General features: G+C 38.4%; 18 protein-coding genes, 1 pseudogene and 2 riboswitches. Of the genes and pseudogenes, 15 read left to right on the forward strand and 4 right to left on the reverse strand.

Annotated elements, in window-relative coordinates; translation table 11 throughout:
• Positions 1-11: 11 nt before the first annotated feature.
• Complete coding sequence (locus JHE06_RS02470) at positions 12-653, forward strand: bifunctional 4-hydroxy-2-oxoglutarate aldolase/2-dehydro-3-deoxy-phosphogluconate aldolase (RefSeq protein WP_201089324.1); 642 nt, start codon at positions 12-14, stop codon at positions 651-653.
• A 71-nt stretch (positions 654-724) separates the two neighbouring features.
• Positions 725-1,713 (forward strand): annotated as a pseudogene (locus JHE06_RS02475) (MFS transporter).
• Positions 1,714-2,229: 516 nt separating this feature from the next.
• Here the strand turns inward: JHE06_RS02475 and JHE06_RS12130 are convergent.
• Positions 2,230-2,460, reverse strand: coding sequence for a hypothetical protein (locus JHE06_RS12130; protein WP_236253537.1), 231 nt, complete (start codon positions 2,458-2,460; stop codon positions 2,230-2,232).
• Complete coding sequence (locus JHE06_RS12135) at positions 2,406-2,591, reverse strand: hypothetical protein (protein WP_236253538.1); 186 nt, start codon at positions 2,589-2,591, stop codon at positions 2,406-2,408. Before JHE06_RS12135 ends, JHE06_RS12130 begins: the two co-directional genes overlap by 55 nt.
• A 494-nt stretch (positions 2,592-3,085) precedes the next feature.
• Here JHE06_RS12135 and JHE06_RS02485 point away from each other — a divergent pair, with 494 nt between their 5' ends.
• The 4 genes from JHE06_RS02485 (at position 3,086) to JHE06_RS02500 (ending at position 6,403) form a co-directional block, all read left to right on the forward strand.
• Entirely contained in the window at positions 3,086-4,081 is a 996-nt protein-coding gene (locus JHE06_RS02485; protein ID WP_201089326.1) for a mannose/fructose/sorbose PTS transporter subunit IIA, read from the forward strand.
• Positions 4,082-4,109: 28 nt separating this feature from the next.
• Positions 4,110-4,913 (forward strand): PTS mannose/fructose/sorbose transporter subunit IIC, encoded by an 804-nt coding sequence (locus JHE06_RS02490; RefSeq protein ID WP_058919990.1) that lies wholly within the window; start codon positions 4,110-4,112, stop codon positions 4,911-4,913.
• A 21-nt stretch (positions 4,914-4,934) separates the two neighbouring features.
• Complete coding sequence (locus JHE06_RS02495; RefSeq protein WP_058919991.1) at positions 4,935-5,846, forward strand: PTS system mannose/fructose/sorbose family transporter subunit IID; 912 nt, start codon at positions 4,935-4,937, stop codon at positions 5,844-5,846.
• A gap of 161 nt (positions 5,847-6,007) precedes the next feature.
• Positions 6,008-6,403, forward strand: a complete 396-nt coding sequence (locus JHE06_RS02500) for a DUF956 family protein (protein ID WP_201089328.1) — start codon at positions 6,008-6,010, stop codon at positions 6,401-6,403.
• Positions 6,404-6,579: 176 nt separating this feature from the next.
• On the opposite strand, the gene JHE06_RS02505 is transcribed toward JHE06_RS02500, so the two are convergent.
• Complete coding sequence (locus JHE06_RS02505; protein WP_201089331.1) at positions 6,580-7,767, reverse strand: hypothetical protein; 1,188 nt, start codon at positions 7,765-7,767, stop codon at positions 6,580-6,582.
• A 264-nt stretch (positions 7,768-8,031) separates the two neighbouring features.
• On the opposite strand from JHE06_RS02505, the gene JHE06_RS02510 reads away from it, so the two are divergent.
• The 3 genes from JHE06_RS02510 to JHE06_RS02520 all read left to right on the forward strand — a co-directional run bounded on the left by JHE06_RS02510 (position 8,032) and on the right by JHE06_RS02520 (position 10,009).
• On the forward strand, positions 8,032-8,853 hold the full coding sequence (locus tag JHE06_RS02510) for a hypothetical protein (RefSeq protein WP_201089333.1): 822 nt from the start codon (positions 8,032-8,034) through the stop codon (positions 8,851-8,853).
• Between the two features lie 98 nt (positions 8,854-8,951).
• Positions 8,952-9,581, forward strand: a complete 630-nt coding sequence (locus JHE06_RS02515) for a uracil-DNA glycosylase (RefSeq protein WP_201089335.1) — start codon at positions 8,952-8,954, stop codon at positions 9,579-9,581.
• A 146-nt stretch (positions 9,582-9,727) separates the two neighbouring features.
• On the forward strand, positions 9,728-10,009 hold the full coding sequence (locus JHE06_RS02520; RefSeq protein ID WP_058919996.1) for a hypothetical protein: 282 nt from the start codon (positions 9,728-9,730) through the stop codon (positions 10,007-10,009).
• Between the two features lie 85 nt (positions 10,010-10,094).
• On the opposite strand, the gene JHE06_RS02525 is transcribed toward JHE06_RS02520, so the two are convergent.
• Complete coding sequence (locus JHE06_RS02525; RefSeq protein WP_156413294.1) at positions 10,095-10,403, reverse strand: hypothetical protein; 309 nt, start codon at positions 10,401-10,403, stop codon at positions 10,095-10,097.
• Positions 10,404-10,538: 135 nt separating this feature from the next.
• Positions 10,539-10,653, forward strand: a riboswitch (FMN riboswitch).
• 150 nt (positions 10,654-10,803) lie between these two features.
• Positions 10,804-10,918, forward strand: a riboswitch (FMN riboswitch).
• A gap of 142 nt (positions 10,919-11,060) precedes the next feature.
• Here JHE06_RS02525 and ribD point away from each other — a divergent pair.
• The 6 genes from ribD (at position 11,061) to JHE06_RS02555 (ending at position 17,408) form a co-directional block, all read left to right on the forward strand.
• Positions 11,061-12,134 (forward strand): bifunctional diaminohydroxyphosphoribosylaminopyrimidine deaminase/5-amino-6-(5-phosphoribosylamino)uracil reductase RibD, encoded by a 1,074-nt coding sequence (gene ribD / locus JHE06_RS02530; RefSeq protein WP_201089917.1) that lies wholly within the window; start codon positions 11,061-11,063, stop codon positions 12,132-12,134.
• Positions 12,135-12,162: 28 nt separating this feature from the next.
• The gene (locus JHE06_RS02535) at positions 12,163-12,819 is read left to right on the forward strand and encodes a riboflavin synthase (RefSeq protein ID WP_058919998.1); all 657 of its coding nucleotides are present in this window, start codon (positions 12,163-12,165) and stop codon (positions 12,817-12,819) included.
• An 18-nt stretch (positions 12,820-12,837) separates the two neighbouring features.
• Positions 12,838-14,031: a bifunctional 3,4-dihydroxy-2-butanone-4-phosphate synthase/GTP cyclohydrolase II gene (locus JHE06_RS02540; protein ID WP_201089338.1), complete on the forward strand. Its 1,194-nt coding sequence runs from the start codon at positions 12,838-12,840 to the stop codon at positions 14,029-14,031.
• A gap of 48 nt (positions 14,032-14,079) precedes the next feature.
• Positions 14,080-14,541: a 6,7-dimethyl-8-ribityllumazine synthase gene (gene ribH / locus JHE06_RS02545; protein ID WP_201089340.1), complete on the forward strand. Its 462-nt coding sequence runs from the start codon at positions 14,080-14,082 to the stop codon at positions 14,539-14,541.
• A gap of 414 nt (positions 14,542-14,955) precedes the next feature.
• Entirely contained in the window at positions 14,956-16,434 is a 1,479-nt protein-coding gene (gene abc-f, locus JHE06_RS02550) for a ribosomal protection-like ABC-F family protein (RefSeq protein WP_201089919.1), read from the forward strand.
• 68 nt (positions 16,435-16,502) lie between these two features.
• A complete protein-coding gene (locus JHE06_RS02555) occupies positions 16,503-17,408 on the forward strand; it encodes a macrolide 2'-phosphotransferase (protein ID WP_201089342.1) in 906 nt (301 codons plus the stop codon).
• The last annotated feature ends 268 nt before the right edge of the window (positions 17,409-17,676 follow it).

Genomic DNA, 17,676 nt, shown 5'->3' on the forward strand with positions numbered 1-17,676 from the left:
ATGAGATCAATATGAAAAAAGTAGAGACATTGATTCGCTTGAAGAATGCAGGTGTTATTGCTGTTGTACGAGGAACAAAAGAGGAAGCTTTAGCAGCAAGCGAAGCCATTATCAAAGGTGGCATAAAAAGTATTGAACTGACTTTCACTGTTCCAGAAGCCGATCAAGTCATCAGACAGTTACGTTCTTTATATGAAAAGCAAACAGACATCGTAATTGGTGCAGGTACAGTCGTGGATGCTGTGACTGCAAGAATTGCCATTATGGCAGGAGCCGAATACATTGTCAGTCCAACTTTTGACCAAGAGACTGCTGAAATCTGTAACCTTTATCAAATTCCTTATTTGCCAGGATGTATGACAATTACAGAAATGAAAAATGCATTGAAAAGCGGAGCTGATATTGTAAAACTATTTCCTGGAAGTGCGTATGAGCCAAAAATTATTTCAGCATTAAAAGCGCCATTACCTCAGTTAAATATCATGCCAACTGGCGGAGTAGATCTTGAAAATATGCAGGACTGGTTTAAAGCAGGTGCCATAGCTGTTGGTGTAGGTGGAAATCTGATCGCTCCTGCATTTAAAGGTGATTTTACGGAAGTAACAAAAATAGCTAGTCAATATGCCCAAAAGTTTAATGAACTGAATAAATAAATACTTTTGTTAGCAAACATTTATTGTAGATTAAAAATTATATAACCAAAAAGTTAGAAACATTGCTGAAAATGTATGCTTTTACTGTGTCTTTAGCTGCACCGATCCTAGGTGCGGTAAGTGACAGATACGGTCGTCGTCCAGTATTAGTTTTTAGCTTAATTGGTTCTGCTCTTGGATATTTTATTTTTGGGCTGGAGGAGCACTTTGGATTCTCTTTCTTGGTCGTATCATTGAAGGCTTAGCAGGCGGGCAAATTTCCGCTATTTTAGCTTACTTCTCCGATATCACATCCCCAAAAGAACGAACTAAATACTTTGGTTGGATAAGTGCTATTGTGGGAGTTGGTACTGCTCTGGGACCTGTAAAAGGAGGGGTGCTTGCTAATTTTGGGAATAGTGTTCCTATGTACGGCGGAGAAATAATTTCATTGATCAATGCCGTATATGGCTATTTCTTTATGCCTGAGAGTCTTGAAAAGTCTGAACGTTCTTCTAACATTTCAATTAAACAGCTTAATCCATTTGTGCAACTATCGAACGAATTTTCTTTTAAATCGGTTAAATGGCTACTAATTTCTGGATTTCTAAACTGGATTCCTAATGGATCATTACAAGCTATTTTTCCACAATGTTCAATAGATTTATTCGCATGGCAGCCTGTTTTTATTGGTCTGACGTTTTCTATCATTGGAGTGCTTGACATTTTTTCGCAAGCCATCATTATGCCGCGATTACTTAAATTATTGGCAGATAAGCAAATTGCTCTTTTAGGTATGATAAGTGAAATCATAGGATATGTTTTTATTGCTGTTTCTGCTTTGACCGTATGTTATCCAGTCTTTATTATAGGCATGATTTTCTTTGATTTTGGTGATTCTATCTTTGGGCCATCATTTAACGGTATGCTTTCAAAATCTGTTAGTGCCAGCGAGCAAGGCCGTATCCAAGGTGGTTCTCAAAGCATTCAATCTCTAGCTCGAGTTATTGGCCCGATTATTGGTGGGCAGTTGTATTCACTAATTAGCCATGCCAGACCACACCAGCCATCTTGGGTGTAATACTTGATTGGGATATCTGCTTTTGTTTTATTAAAAAAACATCATGAGACTCAGCCGTAATCGACTTTATTAATTAGCTTGTAACAGATAATTAATAAAGGAAAATAGGTAGGCGTTAACTTTAGGAAACATAAACCTATGAAGATCTTACTAGTTGAAAAATTTAATAATAGATTATCAGTTAAATGTTATTCCGCAAAATAGGTAGAGCATCTCGTAAAAATTTTAAATAACACACTAAAGACAGAAATGAAATTTGAAAACATCAGAGCGTTTCAATACGTTTTTCATAAAATTAAGTTAAAAGTAAGCTATGTAAATCAAAAATAGCCCCAATTATTAGCAGGGGCTGTTTTTAATCTATTACTTTTCTTGAGGTTCTTCAGAAACAGATGGGTTATTAGCATCCTTTTTTGTATGGAGCATAAACAAAACTTGTCTGGCTATAGGTTGTGCAATTAAAGCTTCTACTGCAAATGAAATGGCGAAGTTACGAGGCCATTTGTAGAAAAATAACTAAATGGGTTCTAGCGAAATGCCGCGTTGTCCGATCCATGATCCGATAACGGTCATAAAAATAGACATTAATAAGACGTTGCATAGGATGTTGATAGTGATTTGTGAGCGAAAGCTGTCGTTTTTATCTACGATGCTAGCTGACAATTTGTCTGCAGATGCGTGCACCAACAAGACTAAATAATAACCGCGATCCAAATAATGGGCAGTATCGTCACTGTTTGTTTCCAAGTTTCCATAGTAAAGCCAATCTCAAAAGCCGTAATCAATGGTGCAATAATAGTGACTGAAAGAATGGAAACAATCCCCAGAAATAGGGCGAATTCTTTCTTTGATCTAGGTAAACGCATAAAAAAGTCCAACTGAATTCCTCCATTTTTACGCAAAAAAACAGCAAACCTCAAGGAGGTTTGCTGATCAATTATACGCAATTTATTTTTTTGTTTATTTGTAAGTTAATCCTGTCATAAAACAAAAAATATTTCTAAGTGTTTTTTAAAATTATTCTTAATACTAAATAATACACTAAAAACAGAAGATGATTGAGAAAAGACAGTGTCCGATACACTAATTAGTGTATCGGACACTGTCTTTTCTATTTGTTTTAAATCCCATTAATACAAGACTCTTAAGCGATACACTATAGTTGGCACGAAAATTGCTTTATATTAGGTGACGGCAAATAATAGGCATTTGAGAAGGAAGGGATTGTGTGGGTATATCACTATCCGCTAAGTAAGAATTAATAATTGGGTAATCGACAGACAAGAAATTACAGTGTGGATCAACCAATTAGATACACTGCGGATGACGGTTAAATGGAAAATTACAAATAAATTAATTAGGAGGTAGAAATATGGTAGGAATTATACTGGCAAGCCATGGCGAATTTGCTGAAGGTATCTTGCAATCCGGCGCAATGATTTTTGGAGAACAAGAAAACGTTAAAGCGATTACCTTAATGCCAAGCGAAGGCCCAGAAGATGTGAAAGCAAAAATGACAGATGCAATTTCTTCTTTTGATAATCAAGATGAAGTATTGTTCTTAGTAGATTTGTGGGGAGGTACTCCGTTCAATCAAGCGAACAGTTTGTATGAAGAACACAAAGACAAATGGGCAATCGTTGCTGGTTTGAATTTGCCGATGGTGATCGAAGCTTATGCATCTCGTTTATCAATGGATTCAGCTCAAGAAATTGCTGCACATATCATAGATACGGCAAAAGAAGGTATTCGAATCAAACCTGAAGAGTTAGAGCCTAAAGGACAAGCATCTGCGGCACTTTCTGAAGATGGACAACCTAAAAAACCGCTTGCTCCAAATACAGTTGTTGGGGATGGGCAAATCAAATTTGCTTTAGTACGTGTGGACTCTCGTTTACTGCATGGACAAGTAGCAACAGCATGGACGAAATCGACACTGCCAAACCGCATTATCGTTGTTTCAGATGCAGTAGCTAAAGATGATCTTCGTAAGAGGTTGATCGAACAAGCGACACCACCTGGAGTTAAGGCGAATGTTATTCCAGTCGATAAGATGATTGAAATTTCTAAGGATCCTCGCTTCGGCAATACGAAAGCGTTATTATTATTTGAAGGTCCAGAAGATGTTTTAAGAGCAATTGAAGGCGGCGTAGACATTAAAGAAGTCAACGTTGGTTCATTAGCCCATTCAGTTGGAAAAGTAGTGGTTAGCAATGTGCTTTCTATGGGACAAAATGATGTAGCAGCTTTTGAAAAAATGAAAGAAAAAGGCATCAAATTTGATGTACGTAAAGTACCAAATGATAATCGCGGAAATATGGATGATATTCTTAAAAAGGCAAAAACTGAATTAGCACGCGCAAAATGAAAAAAATAAAGTAAATAGGAGGGCTATTATGTCTGTTATATCAATTATTTTAGTAATACTTGTTGCTTTTCTAGCTGGGATGGAAGGAATCTTAGATGAATTTCAATTCCATCAACCATTAGTGGCATGTACATTAATCGGCTTAGTAACCGGTAATTTGACAGCAGGTATCGTTCTTGGCGGTACACTTCAAATGATCGCACTTGGTTGGGCAAACATCGGAGCAGCGGTAGCGCCAGATGCTGCATTAGCATCAGTTGCATCAGCAATTATTTTAGTATTAGGTGGACAAGGTATTGCCGGTGTTCCATCAGCAATCGCAATTGCGGTTCCACTTGCAGTAGCAGGACTTTTCTTAACAATGGTTGTTCGTACACTTGCTGTACCTATCGTACACTTGATGGATAAAGCAGCTGAAGAAGGTAATTTCAGAAGAATCGAACTATTGCATCTATCTGCAGTAGCTATGCAAGGGGTTCGTATTGCAATTCCTGCAGGAGCACTTTTATTCATCCCGGCACAAACCGTTCAATCATTCTTAGAATCAATGCCAGCATGGTTAACAGATGGTATGGCTATTGGTGGGGGAATGGTCGTTGCGGTTGGTTATGCATTAGTTATCAACATGATGGCAACAAAAGAAGTATGGCCATTCTTCATTATTGGTTTCGTAGTAGCTGCAATTTCTCAATTGACCCTTATCGCTCTTGGAGCATTGGGTGTAGCTTTAGCCCTTATTTACTTGAACCTTTCTAAAATGGGAGGCTCTTCTAATGGTGGCGGAGGAAGCAACTCTGGTGACCCGCTTGGCGATATCTTGAACGATTATTAATCCTGAAGGAGGAGAAGAGAAATGGCAGAAAAAATTCAATTAACAAAAAAAGATCGCTTAGCCGTTGCATGGCGTTCTACGTTTATCCAAGGTTCTTGGAACTATGAACGGATGCAAAATGGTGGTTGGGCTTACTCAATGATTCCAGCAATCAAAAAATTATACACATCAAAAGAAGATCGTGCAGCAGCATTAAAACGGCACTTGGAATTCTTTAATACTCACCCGTATATTGCTTCCCCAATTTTAGGAGTTACTTTAGCACTTGAAGAAGAACGTGCAAATGGTTCTCCAGTTGATGATGTAGCGATTCAAGGGGTTAAAGTTGGGATGATGGGTCCTTTAGCTGGTGTTGGTGACCCAGTCTTCTGGTTTACTGTACGTCCGATGTTAGGTGCTTTAGGAGCATCACTAGCAATGGGTGGAAATATCCTTGGACCAATTATTTTCTTCGTAGCTTGGAACTTGATTCGTTGGGGCTTTATGTGGTATACGCAAGAATTTGGTTATAAAGCCGGTTCTAAAATCACTGATGACCTTTCAGGAGGCTTGTTGCAAGATATCACAAAAGGTGCCTCCATTCTCGGAATGTTCGTACTGGCCGCGCTGGTACAGCGATGGGTATCAATCAGTTTCTTACCCGTTGTCTCCAGAGTTCAGTTAGACGAAGGAGCCTATATTGAATGGGACAAACTTCCTAATGGCGGTGAAGGCATTCGTCAAGCCTTTGAACAAGTAAACTCAGGATTGGCACTTTCACCAACGAAAGTAACGACTTTACAAAATAACTTAGATGAATTAATTCCAGGTTTGGCTGCATTGCTTTTAACATTAGGATGTATGTGGCTGCTTAAGAAAAATGTTAGCCCAATCGTTATTATCCTTGGCTTATTCGTAGTTGGAATAGGCGGACATGTAATCGGACTATTATAATCAAAGGTGTAAAAAAATCCGTTTGAAATGTGTGAACTAATAATAGTTCACACAATAAAAAGTGGCTGGGGTTTATCACCTCAGCCGCTTTTTGTATTGGCTTAATCGCTTCAAGAAACGTATAATGAATGAAACAAGTTAAATGAAATGGAGCGGATAGAATGGTTGAATCAATTAACACAAAGGTAGATTTGGTAATAGATGCCACCGCTTTTACGGGACTAACGGATTATGGGAAAATCATGATTGGGGATAAAGGTTTTGAATTTTATCATTCTCGTGATAAACGTAAATTTATTCAAATTCCGTGGGAGGAAGTAGAACAAGTCATCGCCTCTGTAATGTTTAAGGGGAAATGGATTCCGCGCTATGCAATTGAAACAAAGAAGTCAGGAACTTTTACCTTTTCTTCTAAGAAACCGAAGAAAGTTCTTCGAGCTATACGGGAATATGTAGATCCAGACCATATGGTACAATCTCTAAGTTTCTTTGATGTCCTGAAACGTGCCTTTAAGTCGATAGGGAAAAAGAAACCAAAAACGAGTAAAAAGAAGTAAGGGAGTACTAGTTTAACTATTGCTTCTTGAGTGATACAAAAAAGCCTAGAACTATTGAGTTCTAGGCTTTTTTGTATCAAAATATTTGTAGATTTAAGTGTGCATATCGTCTCCTAAAGTTAGTGTTTATCCAAGTTAGAAAATTCCCCAGGTTCTTCTTATCAATTAGGGGAGCTTTATTCAGCTTTGACTTCAAAGGTTTCTGTGTAGCCATCTTCATCTCGAATAGTAAAATAGAGGGTATCATCTTTTTCAGGAAACGGATCATAAAGAGATAATGTGAATTCACCAGTGTCATTTGATCCAGTCGAAGCCAGTCCGCTTTGATTTTTTCCGCCAATAGCAATGTGAGCATTAGGCACGGTTTTTCCATAAAAGTCTGTTGAGTCACCATTTCCTCCAGGATCGCCTTTGTCTTTACCGATTTCAGGAAATTCTGTTTGGTCATGCATACGATCAATCGCTTCTTGAGCTTCTTCGGAGATCTCCTGTACTTGTTTTTCTACAGTGACAATGAACCCGTTCATAGGAATAAAGAACGTAATGTGCTGACCAGCCTCAGGATATTCTTCAAATGGTGTTTGAAAATAAGTAGAATTGCTGCCGCTGCCTTTTGGTGTGGATAACGTATAGAATGTATCATTCATCTGGTATGCAAGACCTCTTCCATATCTATCAAAGGGGCTATTGTAAATAAGTGTGGTTGGATAAATAACATTTAATTCTAAAGATTCAGAAAGGTCACTTTTTACGCTTTTTGGTGCATTATGAGCTTCAATCACTTCCATGCCATTTTCAGCAGCGTGGATAGGCAAATGAAAAACATCTTCTCGATGAGTTCCTGGAACAGCTATCGTTAAAAGAATTTCAGCATGTGATTCGAGATCCCACTCATCAAAGACAACTGTAAAATAGCCTTCTTCATTCACTTCTAAATCTATTCTATCGTCGGAATACCCTTCATCTCCCTCAAATTGCATGAAAGCATTATTGTCTGGGTGGATTCGGCCGTTATAAATAAAGGTGTTTTGGTGAATGCCTCTCAATTCAATATTTTCTAAAGCATGTTTTTCAATAAGTTCAGGATTCTCAGCTAATGAACGCACGTATTCATGCATTTCTTTTTCACCAAGTTCATTTTCTGTTTGTGAATCACTCTCACTCATACCATTCGCTGCTTCATCATTGTTTTTTTCGTGTTCTGTCGTATCTTCATTTTGTAGGCTTTCGTTAGGCTGACTAGATTGTGTCGAGTCTTCTATGACTTCTTTTTCACTATTATTATCTTCATTTTTTCCACAGCCAAATAATAAAAGCGCAGATGTACTAAGAAAAATTATTTTTGCTGTAAGGCTATTTTTCATGAGGAATCCCTCCTTTCGAATAGATGTAATTTAATCCTAACAAGAATAGTTCTGGGTATAAATTGAAAGGGCTTAGAAAAATACTTGTTCAGCAGTAAATTAATAGAGTAAGAGCTGTTCCGGAGATCAGCTGAAGCAGAAGTCCCTGTATAACAGCAAGCAAATTGTGATGAAGAAACTAGTGGAAATGATAGAATTAAAGAATGAAGAGTAAGTTCTTAATTGGAGTTGAAATTGTTTCGTTTGAAGAATGGAGGAGGAAAGATGAATTTCAATAGAACTTTTGGAAAGAAAAAGAAAAGCTTGTTAGCAGGACTGGCTGTAGGGTTAAGCATAAGTTTAGTTGGTTGTTCAGGAGAGGATACCAATCTAAAAGAAAGCACTAATAGTTACGATTCAGAAGAACAAGTAACTTCTTCCGAAAAAATAGAAGTAGCGGAAAGCGCCAATTCTATTGACGAAGAAACAAAAGAGAGTGAAAAAGAGGATAAAATTACTGAAAATGATCAGCCGATAGATGTAGTTAAAAAATATTCTTCTGAAGAGGCTAGTACAAAAACAGCAGCTTTTTTAGAATGGACTGCACCCAGAGCTGAGACAGGTAATATGGCCGTATCTGGTTTCTTTTTTAACCATGGTGCCGCTGGCAAAGGCGATTGGTATGCGTTAACAGAAGATGGAGAAATTCAGGTCCAAGAAACAATTCCTGACGAAAATTTGCCAGGGTATGATGCTTTCGACATCCATGCTCTCGGAGGAGTAGTATTTTATACGTCACTGTCAGGTATCACAGGGTATGATGAAACCCCGGAAACACAGGCCACGGCAGTTGGGTTCCATGAAATCGCAGACCCTGATTTTTCTATGCACAAATATTTATTAGGGGATAACGGGGTAGTGTATGAATTAATTGGAACAGTGGAAGAGATAGGGAGTTTTAGCGCGGGCTATGATGAATATGCTGATGATGGATTAACTAAGCCTGGGGCAGAAGCAGTTGAAAATTTTGTGTTTAAGGTCTCAGAAGATAAAGCGGCACAAGAAGAATGGGTGCGCATATTGACAGAACAGCAGCAAATAAACTAAAATCGAAAAACCACTTAATAGTTCTGTATTTTCATCTAAGTTAGTTTGACTGTGATTACCATTCTTAGACTCACACTTTTATAAAAAGGACGGACGAAATGGCACATAAATTTGAAAGCTTCATAGATGAACTGGCAATGACGGAAGTCTCGCAAAATGTTTACAATCAGTATTCTTATGCTAATCAAGAGAATGCTGTTAGGAGAGAGAATCTGCTGGTTTATTTAAAGCAAATGGATAAAATCAAACCTAAACTGATACTTGTTGGAGAAGCACCAGGGTATAGAGGTAGCCGACTTACCGGAGTTCCTTTTACCAGTGAACATTTGCTGATGAATAACGTGAAGGGGTTAGAACTATTTGGCAAGGAAAACGGTTATAAACTGCCTTCGGAAAAAGACAAGCTGTTAAAAGAAGCAACGGCTACCATTATATGGAATACACTTTTAGAACAGGATATTGTCTCATTAGGATGGAATGCTTTTCCTTTTCACCCTCATAAAAAAGACAACGGCAAAAGCAATCGGATGCCAACAAAGAAAGAACTTTTGATGGGAGAAATGTTTCTTATTCAAATGATTGAAATGTTTCAGATTGAAAAGGTTGTTGCGGTAGGCAATAAAGCGGAAGAAAGCCTTCATCAGCTGGGAATAGAGTGTCTGAAAGTAAGACATCCTGCTCAAGGCGGAAAAAATGCATTTGTTCAAGGAATAAAGCGAATCAAATAAGAATGAACTAACGAATACAACAGTTGAATAATCTTGAATAGGAAGAGTGTCTTCTATCGTGTTGTAGGAATAATTTAGTTGTTCTAGGAATCAGTATTTATAATCGATATAATAAGAGCAACTATTTTTTTAGAGGAGTGATTTATATGACGAATGAACAAAAAGATAGACCGACAACGCAGTATCTTTTACCACATGGCTGGACAATTAATTTGTCTGACAAAGCTGACTTGCTTCAAAATAACGATGGTAAAGTTGCAATCATTCTTAAGTCAAAAAACTTTGGAGATGTCTCGCCTGTTGTATTTGATGTATTGGAGAACAGTATTCATGTGCAGTCCTTGCCGCATTTCGCAGAACGAGTATCTTTCACATTAGATAAAGAAATTGAATTGGTGTTTAATTCTTTTGTTTACGAACAAGGATAAATAAAGCTCACTGTTTATTTTTAAGAAGTTCAGTTTTAGAAAAGAAAAGTAACAAAAAAGGCTCATTTGACGAGCTTTTTTGTTACTACTCTTCTTTCTTGCTGTAAATTTCATAAGCAAAATATCCGCCTAATAAGCCGATTCCAGCTCCTAAACTAAGTGTAGATAATAAAGAAATGGGAAAAAATGAGCTTGAAATCATACCAATAATACAACCAAGAAGCATGCCTAGTGGTATCAAACTATTTAGTAAATCTTGAGCGCCTTTGGTTTTTTTCTTACCCAAGGTACCATGATCGTGCTTTTGTTTAAGTTTTGTAACTACAAATATCCCGATTACCCCTACTATTATCATAGGGAGTAAAATAAGTGCAATTTCTATTACTGAGCTCATACTCAAATCTCCTTCATTTTTTAATCTGAATTGATTCTACCATACTTAATTAATACAGCTAACCAACTGCTTCAAAAAATTAAATCACTATTGACATTAGTTTTGTTTCACTATACTCTTACAGTACAAAAGTAAATAAGTCTTCAGGGCAGGGTGCAAGTCCCTACCGGTGGTAAAGCCCACGAGCCGCAAGGCAGATTCGGTTAGATTCCGAAGCCGACAGTATAGTCTGGATAAAGCGAAGACAAACTAATTGCTGAACAATGAAGATGATTGAAGTCTTATTTGAGATGGATGGAAATCGTGAGTTTATGATGCAGCTATTAAACCGTCTTATTTAACGATAAGCCAAGCCCTGGATGTAAATCTAGGGCTTTTTTGTATAGTGTTTGAAAAATTAAATAGTCTTCAGGGCAGGGCGAAAGTCCCTACCGGTGGTAAAGCCCACGAGCCGCGAGGCAGATTCGGTTAGATTCCGAAGCCGACAGTTATAGTCTGGATAAAAGAAGACATCAGTTTTAAAGAACAAAAGCAACCGAGTACATAGTATGCGGATTTATTTGTGGTGTCTTTATAAACAAAACTGACGAAAGCCCTGAGAAGAAATTCTTAGGGCTTTTTATTTTGGAAGGGGTGAGAGGGTTGGATGAAAAATATATGCAGCTTGCATTGGATTTAGCCAAGAAAGGCAAAGGTTGGACGTCGCCGAATCCTTTAGTGGGTGCTGTGATTGTTAAAGATGGAAGAGTGGTTGGTCAGGGATATCATGAAATATATGGACAGCCTCATGCGGAAGTAAATGCGGTTGCATCAGCAAAAGAAGATGTGTCAGGAGCAACGTTGTATGTCACGCTAGAGCCTTGTTCGCATTTCGGAAGAACGCCTCCTTGCTCAGACTTGTTGATAGAGAAAAAGATTCAACGAGTCGTGGTTGGGACGTTCGATCCGAATCCATTAGTAGCTGGAAAAGGGATTGAAAGGCTTTGTAATGCTGGAGTTGAAGTGGACGTAGGTGTCTTGGAAAACGAATGCCAACTATTGAATGAAGTTTTTATGAAATACATTATCACTAAAGAACCTTTTGTTGTGATGAAAACGGCGATGTCACTAGACGGAAAAATAGCGACAGTGATGGGTGAATCTCAATGGATCTCTGGAGAAGCTTCCAGGCAGCAGGTACATAATTTGCGTCATGAATTGTCTGGGATCATGGTCGGGGTCGAAACGGTTATCAGAGATGATCCGAAGCTAACTGCCCGAGGGCCAAATAGCAAAAATCCCATTAGAATTGTGGTGGATAGTCAGCTCAGAATTCCGCTGGCGTCAACGGTATTGACCCAGGAGGATACAGCTAAAACAATCGTAGCGGCTACTGAAAGAGCCGATAGCGAAAGAATAAAAATACTGAGGAAAATGGGCGTTGAAGTCATTGTGACTAAAGAGAAGTCTGGGAGAGTTGATTTGCGGGAATTAATGAAAACACTAGGTGCCATGGGAATCGACAGTGTTTTGCTGGAAGGCGGTGCGGCATTGAATTTTTCAGCCTTGGAAGAAGGCATTGTGGATAAAATGCAGGTTTATATTGCGCCAAAAATCATCGGAGGAAAGCATGCTAAAACAGCTGTTGAAGGGGCAGGCGTTGCAGATTTGAAAGAGGCTTTTCAACTGAATCGGATGACAGCTGGGATGGTTGGAGAGGATCTAGTTGTAGAAGGCTATCTGGATAAATAAAGAGAAGCAATCGATTGGAGGAAGTCTCATGTTTACTGGAATTATTGAAGAAGTGGGAACCGTTAAGTCGATCCAAAGCGGCAAAAGTTCTTCAGTTCTCAGAATAAAAGGGCAAAAAGTAGTGCAAGGAACGCGTATTGGGGACAGTATCGCAACAAACGGTATTTGTTTGACTGTGACGAAGATAGAAAACGATTCTTTTGAAGCAGATGTTATGTCTGAATCATTAAAAAGGACGAATATCGGAACATTGATTCCCGGAAGTTTCGTCAATCTAGAACGGGCACTGAGTTTGGAAACTCGGCTTGGCGGACATATCGTTAGCGGCCACATCGATGGAACTGGACAGATCAGCGAATTTAAACGCGACGATAATGCTGTTTGGCTCACAATTGAAACTGATCCTGGGATATTACGGTACATTATTGAAAAAGGCTCCATTGCTATTGATGGTGTAAGTTTGACTGTCGCGGCGGTGGATGATCAATCTTTTCAAGTTTCTATTATCCCGCATACAGGAGAGGAAACGGTGTTGCTGTGTAAGCAACCGGGGGATACTGTAAACCTGGAATGCGACATGATTGGAAAGTATGTCGAGAAATTATTAGGACTGAATTCGAAAAAACAACCTCAAGAGAGCAGTCGAATAACGCAAGATTATTTGCAGGAAAACGGGTTCTTTTAGAACAGATAGGAGCAAACCATGTTTAATACAATTGAAGAATTATTGGCTGATTTAAAGGCTGGGAAAAACATCTTATTGGTGGATGATGAAGACCGAGAAAATGAAGGGGATGTTATCTGCGCTGCTGAATTTGCGACGGCAGAAAATGTGAACTTTATGGCTGCCTATGCTAAAGGCTTGATTTGTATGCCAATGACTAAAACGTATACGAAGAAGTTAGCCTTGCCGCAAATGAGTTTGGACAATACAGACAATCACGAAACAGCTTTTACCGTTTCAGTGGACCACGTAGAGACTACAACGGGGATTTCAGCGGGAGAACGGTCATTGACAGCTATGCAATTAGTTTCGGATGATGCGAAACCGGAAGATTTTAGAAGACCAGGGCATATGTTCCCGTTAGAAGCGGTGGAAGGAGGCGTGTTAACTCGAAATGGACATACTGAAGCTACGGTTGACTTGATGCGATTGGCAGGCTTGCAGCCAGTGGGATTGTGCTGTGAAATCATGAAAGAAGACGGAACGATGGCAAGAAGAGATGATTTGCTATCGTTGGCCAAAGAGTATGGATTGAAGATCGGGACAATTGCAGATTTGATTGACTACCGGAAAGCCAAAGAAGCGGTTATTTTTCGCCAATCCAAAGCGCAATTGCCTACCAAATATGGAGAGTTCGACATTTACGCATATGAACACGCTATTACCGGGGAACACCATGTGGCTTTGGTTATGGGAGAGGTCAGTGACGGAGAACCAGTATTGTGCCGGATTCATTCAGAATGCTTGACCGGGGATGTATTCGGTTCTAAAAAATGCGATTGCGGTCAGCAGTTGGACGCGGCAATGAAACATATTGCAAACGAAGGTCGTGGTGTTTTGGTGTATATGCGGCAAGAAGGGCGCGGGATCGGCTTGGTCAATAAAATAAGAGCTTATGCATTGCAAGATCAAGGACACGATACGATTGAAGCCAATTTGATGCTGGGTTTCCCAATAGATTTGCGAGAGTATTATGAGTGCAAACAAATTTTTGATGATTTAGGCATCTATCAACTACGTTTGATGACCAATAATCCGCTGAAAGTTGAAAGCATGGAGAAATACGGTTTGGACATCGTAGAAAGAATTTCACTTCAAATGGATGCTTATGCAGAGGATGAAGCTTATTTAAAGATCAAACAAGAAAAAATGAAGCACTTTTTGAACTATTAAGAAAAGGCATCAAGAGCTGCTAAAAATAACTTAAATGGAGGAATTCAAATGAACGTATTCGAAGGAAACTTAATTGCAAAAGATTTAAAAGTAGGGATCGTGGTTGCACGGTTTAATGAATTTATCGGGTCAAAATTATTGAGCGGTGCAGTGGACGGGTTGAGCAGACATGGTATGTCAGAGGAAGAAATCACTGTTGCGTGGGTACCGGGAGCTTATGAAATCCCGTTAGTAGCCCAAAAAATGGCAGCATCAGGAGATTACGATGCTGTTATCACGTTAGGTGCAGTCATAAAGGGTTCTACCTCACATTATGATTATGTATGTGCAGAAGTTTCGAAAGGAGTAGCTGCAGCTGCAATGAATACAGGTGTACCTGTTATTTTTGGTGTTTTGACGACTGACAATATCGAGCAAGCTATTGAGCGTGCTGGTACCAAAGCTGGAAATAAAGGGTATGACTCAGCCGTTTCTGCAATTGAAATGGCTAATCTGTTGAAAGGTATGTAAGGTCTGATTACTGGTAAGTCAAGAACAAAAGAAAATTTACGTTCAATAAATAACTGTGACTTGACTATTTGCAGCAAATAAATTAAGCTCAATAAGACATTAACAGAACTAGAGGCATTCAGCTGAATCGCTGTTTTAGTGTGTTAAAAGAGAAACAAGTAAACTAAGGAGGATTTGGAAAATGACAGCATCTATGAAATTGCGTTTTAACCTTTTGAATCAATAATTAAATATTATTCAAAAGGTCCTGTTATATTGACAGAAACAGGGGCGCAATCTGCCCATTTTTTCAAATTCTATCTGGTTAAAAGATGTATATGAGAATTGTCAAAAAGAGATAGGGGACTATCTCTTTTTTGCGTACCCAAATAATCTGTTGATTGCACGGCCTAAATTAAAGGAGTGCAAAAAATGGTGGAAAATCTGTCTTTAGAATTAAAAAATATAGAAATGAATTTTGGAAATAAGGAACTACTGGCTGTTGATTATTTAACTGCGTACCAAAATGATCGCATAGGGGTTGTCGGCAGGAATGGGCAAGGGAAAACAACGTTGTTAAATCTTGTTCAAGGGAGCTTGGCTCCAAATTCTGGCGAAGTAAATCGTTTGGTGGACTTTAATTACTTTAAACAAATTGAAGAAACGAGTGAGTTGTTTATTAGTGAAAAACTTGATACTGCGCTGCTGAATCGTTTAAACGTTCCAATAAATATGTCAGAATGTTTGAGTGGCGGAGAAGAAACTAAACTTCGCTTAGCCCGTGTGCTATCTGATTATCAAATGGGGTTGTTAATGGATGAACCGACAACTCATTTAGACGGAAAGAGCATTCGGTTCTTAATCGATGAGTTAAAGTATTATTATGGCACACTGATTATCGTTAGCCATGACCGGGATTTTTTAAATCAATTAGTGACCAAAATATGGGAAATAGAGGATGGCAGCATCATTGAATATCCTGGAAATTACAGTGATTATGTTGTGCAAAAAGAACAAAAAAGAGTAGAGACGATAAAGGCATCGGAAAAAGTAAACAAAGAAAAACAGCGATTAGAACAAGCTATTGAGCAAAAAAGAAAACAAGCGAAAAAAATGAGTACGGTTAGTGAAAAGAATAAAAACAAAAGTATTAAACCAGATCGTCTTTCATCCTCTAAACAAAAAGACAGTGTTCAGAAAGCTGTTCAAAAAACAGCTAAAGCGTTAGAAACGCGAGTGACTCAATTGGGAGAAGTTGAAAAAATTGCAGCTTTAAAACCTATCCGTTTTCCGTCAAGTCCAGCATTTGAAATGCATAACCGGTTCCCGATTATGGGGCAATCTGTTACCTTGTATGCAGGAGAGAAGCTATTGCTGAATCGTGTAGACTTTCAATTTTCGCTTGGCAAGAAAATTGCGATTACCGGAGATAATGGATCAGGAAAGTCAACTTTGTTGCAGCATATTTTAACTGCTAGAGAAGGGATAGCCGTTTCTCAAAAAGTCCGTGTGAGTTCTTATAAGCAGATGGGTTATAAATTAACGGATACCATGCCGGTCATTGATTATTTAATGAAACAAACCGATTACCCAGAAAACACAGTAAGGTCTGTATTGAACCATTTAGGATTTAGACAAACAGAACTCTCAAAACCAGTCTGTGCTTTAAGCGGTGGAGAAGCTACAAGGATTTCTCTGGCCGTAGTGTTTATCCGTCCCTCAAATGTCATCATATTAGATGAACCGACAAATTTTATCGATATCCAAACAATAGAAGCTCTGGAAGGTTTTATTAAGAATTATCCTGGGACGGTTATTTTTACTTCTCATGATCAGTACTTTGTAAAAAAAACAGCCGATCAAATCTGGCAAATAACTGACCAAAGACTCTCTTTGGTGAAGGGGTTATGCTGAGATGAAGTACCAATAACGAAGGCAACCTTATTCAGCAGTAAAATAAATTGATTTGGATGTGATAAGCAATGAGTAAAACAAAAAAAGAAGTTATAGAAATTTCAAAAAACCATGGATTCCAATTAAAAGAGGATAGTTTCATTTTTAATGAATCGGGACTAGATTTTCAAGTTGTTTTTGCTACAGATAAGGAAGGAAAAGAATGGGTGCTCCGCATGCCAAGACGTCCAGATGTATTTCCTAGAACAACGGCTGAAAAAGTTGCATTGGACATTATCAACCGCTACGCTGATTTTGAAGCTCCCAATTGGGAGGTTTATACAGAAGAATTGATAACGTATAAAAAATTGAAGGGTATCCCAGCAGGTACCATTGATCCTGATATGCAAGCGTATGTTTTTAAGATTGATGATAAAAATATTCCTCAATGCTTTTATCAGACATTTGGAAAAGTGTTGGCTAAACTTCACCGTATTCCAAGAAAACAGGCAGCTGAAGCTGGAGTTAGTGTTCAAACACCGGAGGAAGTAAAGCAAGTAATGAAAAATCGAATAGCTGAGGTTAAAAAAAAGTTTGGTGTCGGAGAGATATTGTGGAATAGATGGCAGACATGGTTAAATGATGATGAGATGTGGCCAAAAGAAACAGCACTGATTCATGGAGATTTGCATCCAGGCCATATCCTCATAGATAAAGATAGTAATGTAACAGGATTGATTGATTGGACAGAAGCTAAGGTAGCGGATCCAGCCACTGATTTCGTTGGTCATTACAGAGTGTTTGGCGAAGAAAGTCTGGATAGACTCATCAAAGCCTATAAAGAAGCTGGAGGCTATCATTGGCCGAAGATGAAAGAACATATCCTTGAATTAAATGCTGCCTATCCAGTTGGAATTGCTGAATTTGCTTTGATATCTGGCCTTAATGACTATGTACAAATGGCAAAAAAAGAATTAGGTTTGGCTGAAATTTAAACAAACACGTATACATGTATAATAGACTATTAACGGCTAAGCTGATATTGACTCTCAGGAATAAGCAGACTATCCTGTTAGCTTAGAGATAAAAAGATGTAGTACCAATAACATTAAGCTGCCCAAGTAAAAAATTGCTGCTGCAGCATTTTTACTTGGGTATTTAGTGCTGTCGTGTTCATCTATCATTATGCGACTGTTCATTGACGCTTTAAAAACGAATGACAGTTATAGAACTGTTTAAAGAGCTGATTTTGATTAGAAAATC

The sequence above is a fragment of the Carnobacterium sp. CS13 genome (assembly GCF_016653495.1).
In the GTDB taxonomy this organism is placed as follows: Bacteria; Bacillota; Bacilli; order Lactobacillales; family Carnobacteriaceae; genus Carnobacterium_A; species Carnobacterium_A antarcticum.

What these genes read in the sequence shown, in the direction of transcription:
- JHE06_RS02500 (WP_201089328.1), top strand. Translation starts at nt 6,008, where the DNA reads ATGGTTGAATCAATTAACACAAAGGTAGATTTGGTAATAGATGCCACC.
- JHE06_RS02520 (WP_058919996.1), top strand. Translation starts at nt 9,728, where the DNA reads ATGACGAATGAACAAAAAGATAGACCGACAACGCAGTATCTTTTACCA.
- JHE06_RS02525 (WP_156413294.1), bottom strand. Translation starts at nt 10,403, where the DNA reads ATGAGCTCAGTAATAGAAATTGCACTTATTTTACTCCCTATGATAATA.
- ribD (WP_201089917.1), top strand. Translation starts at nt 11,061, where the DNA reads ATGCAGCTTGCATTGGATTTAGCCAAGAAAGGCAAAGGTTGGACGTCG.
- JHE06_RS02505 (WP_201089331.1), bottom strand. Translation starts at nt 7,767, where the DNA reads ATGAAAAATAGCCTTACAGCAAAAATAATTTTTCTTAGTACATCTGCG.
- JHE06_RS02485 (WP_201089326.1), top strand. Translation starts at nt 3,086, where the DNA reads ATGGTAGGAATTATACTGGCAAGCCATGGCGAATTTGCTGAAGGTATC.
- JHE06_RS02535 (WP_058919998.1), top strand. Translation starts at nt 12,163, where the DNA reads ATGTTTACTGGAATTATTGAAGAAGTGGGAACCGTTAAGTCGATCCAA.
- ribH (WP_201089340.1), top strand. Translation starts at nt 14,080, where the DNA reads ATGAACGTATTCGAAGGAAACTTAATTGCAAAAGATTTAAAAGTAGGG.
- JHE06_RS02555 (WP_201089342.1), top strand. Translation starts at nt 16,503, where the DNA reads ATGAGTAAAACAAAAAAAGAAGTTATAGAAATTTCAAAAAACCATGGA.
- JHE06_RS02490 (WP_058919990.1), top strand. Translation starts at nt 4,110, where the DNA reads ATGTCTGTTATATCAATTATTTTAGTAATACTTGTTGCTTTTCTAGCT.
- JHE06_RS02515 (WP_201089335.1), top strand. Translation starts at nt 8,952, where the DNA reads ATGGCACATAAATTTGAAAGCTTCATAGATGAACTGGCAATGACGGAA.
- JHE06_RS02495 (WP_058919991.1), top strand. Translation starts at nt 4,935, where the DNA reads ATGGCAGAAAAAATTCAATTAACAAAAAAAGATCGCTTAGCCGTTGCA.
- JHE06_RS02510 (WP_201089333.1), top strand. Translation starts at nt 8,032, where the DNA reads ATGAATTTCAATAGAACTTTTGGAAAGAAAAAGAAAAGCTTGTTAGCA.
- JHE06_RS02470 (WP_201089324.1), top strand. Translation starts at nt 12, where the DNA reads ATGAAAAAAGTAGAGACATTGATTCGCTTGAAGAATGCAGGTGTTATT.
- JHE06_RS02540 (WP_201089338.1), top strand. Translation starts at nt 12,838, where the DNA reads ATGTTTAATACAATTGAAGAATTATTGGCTGATTTAAAGGCTGGGAAA.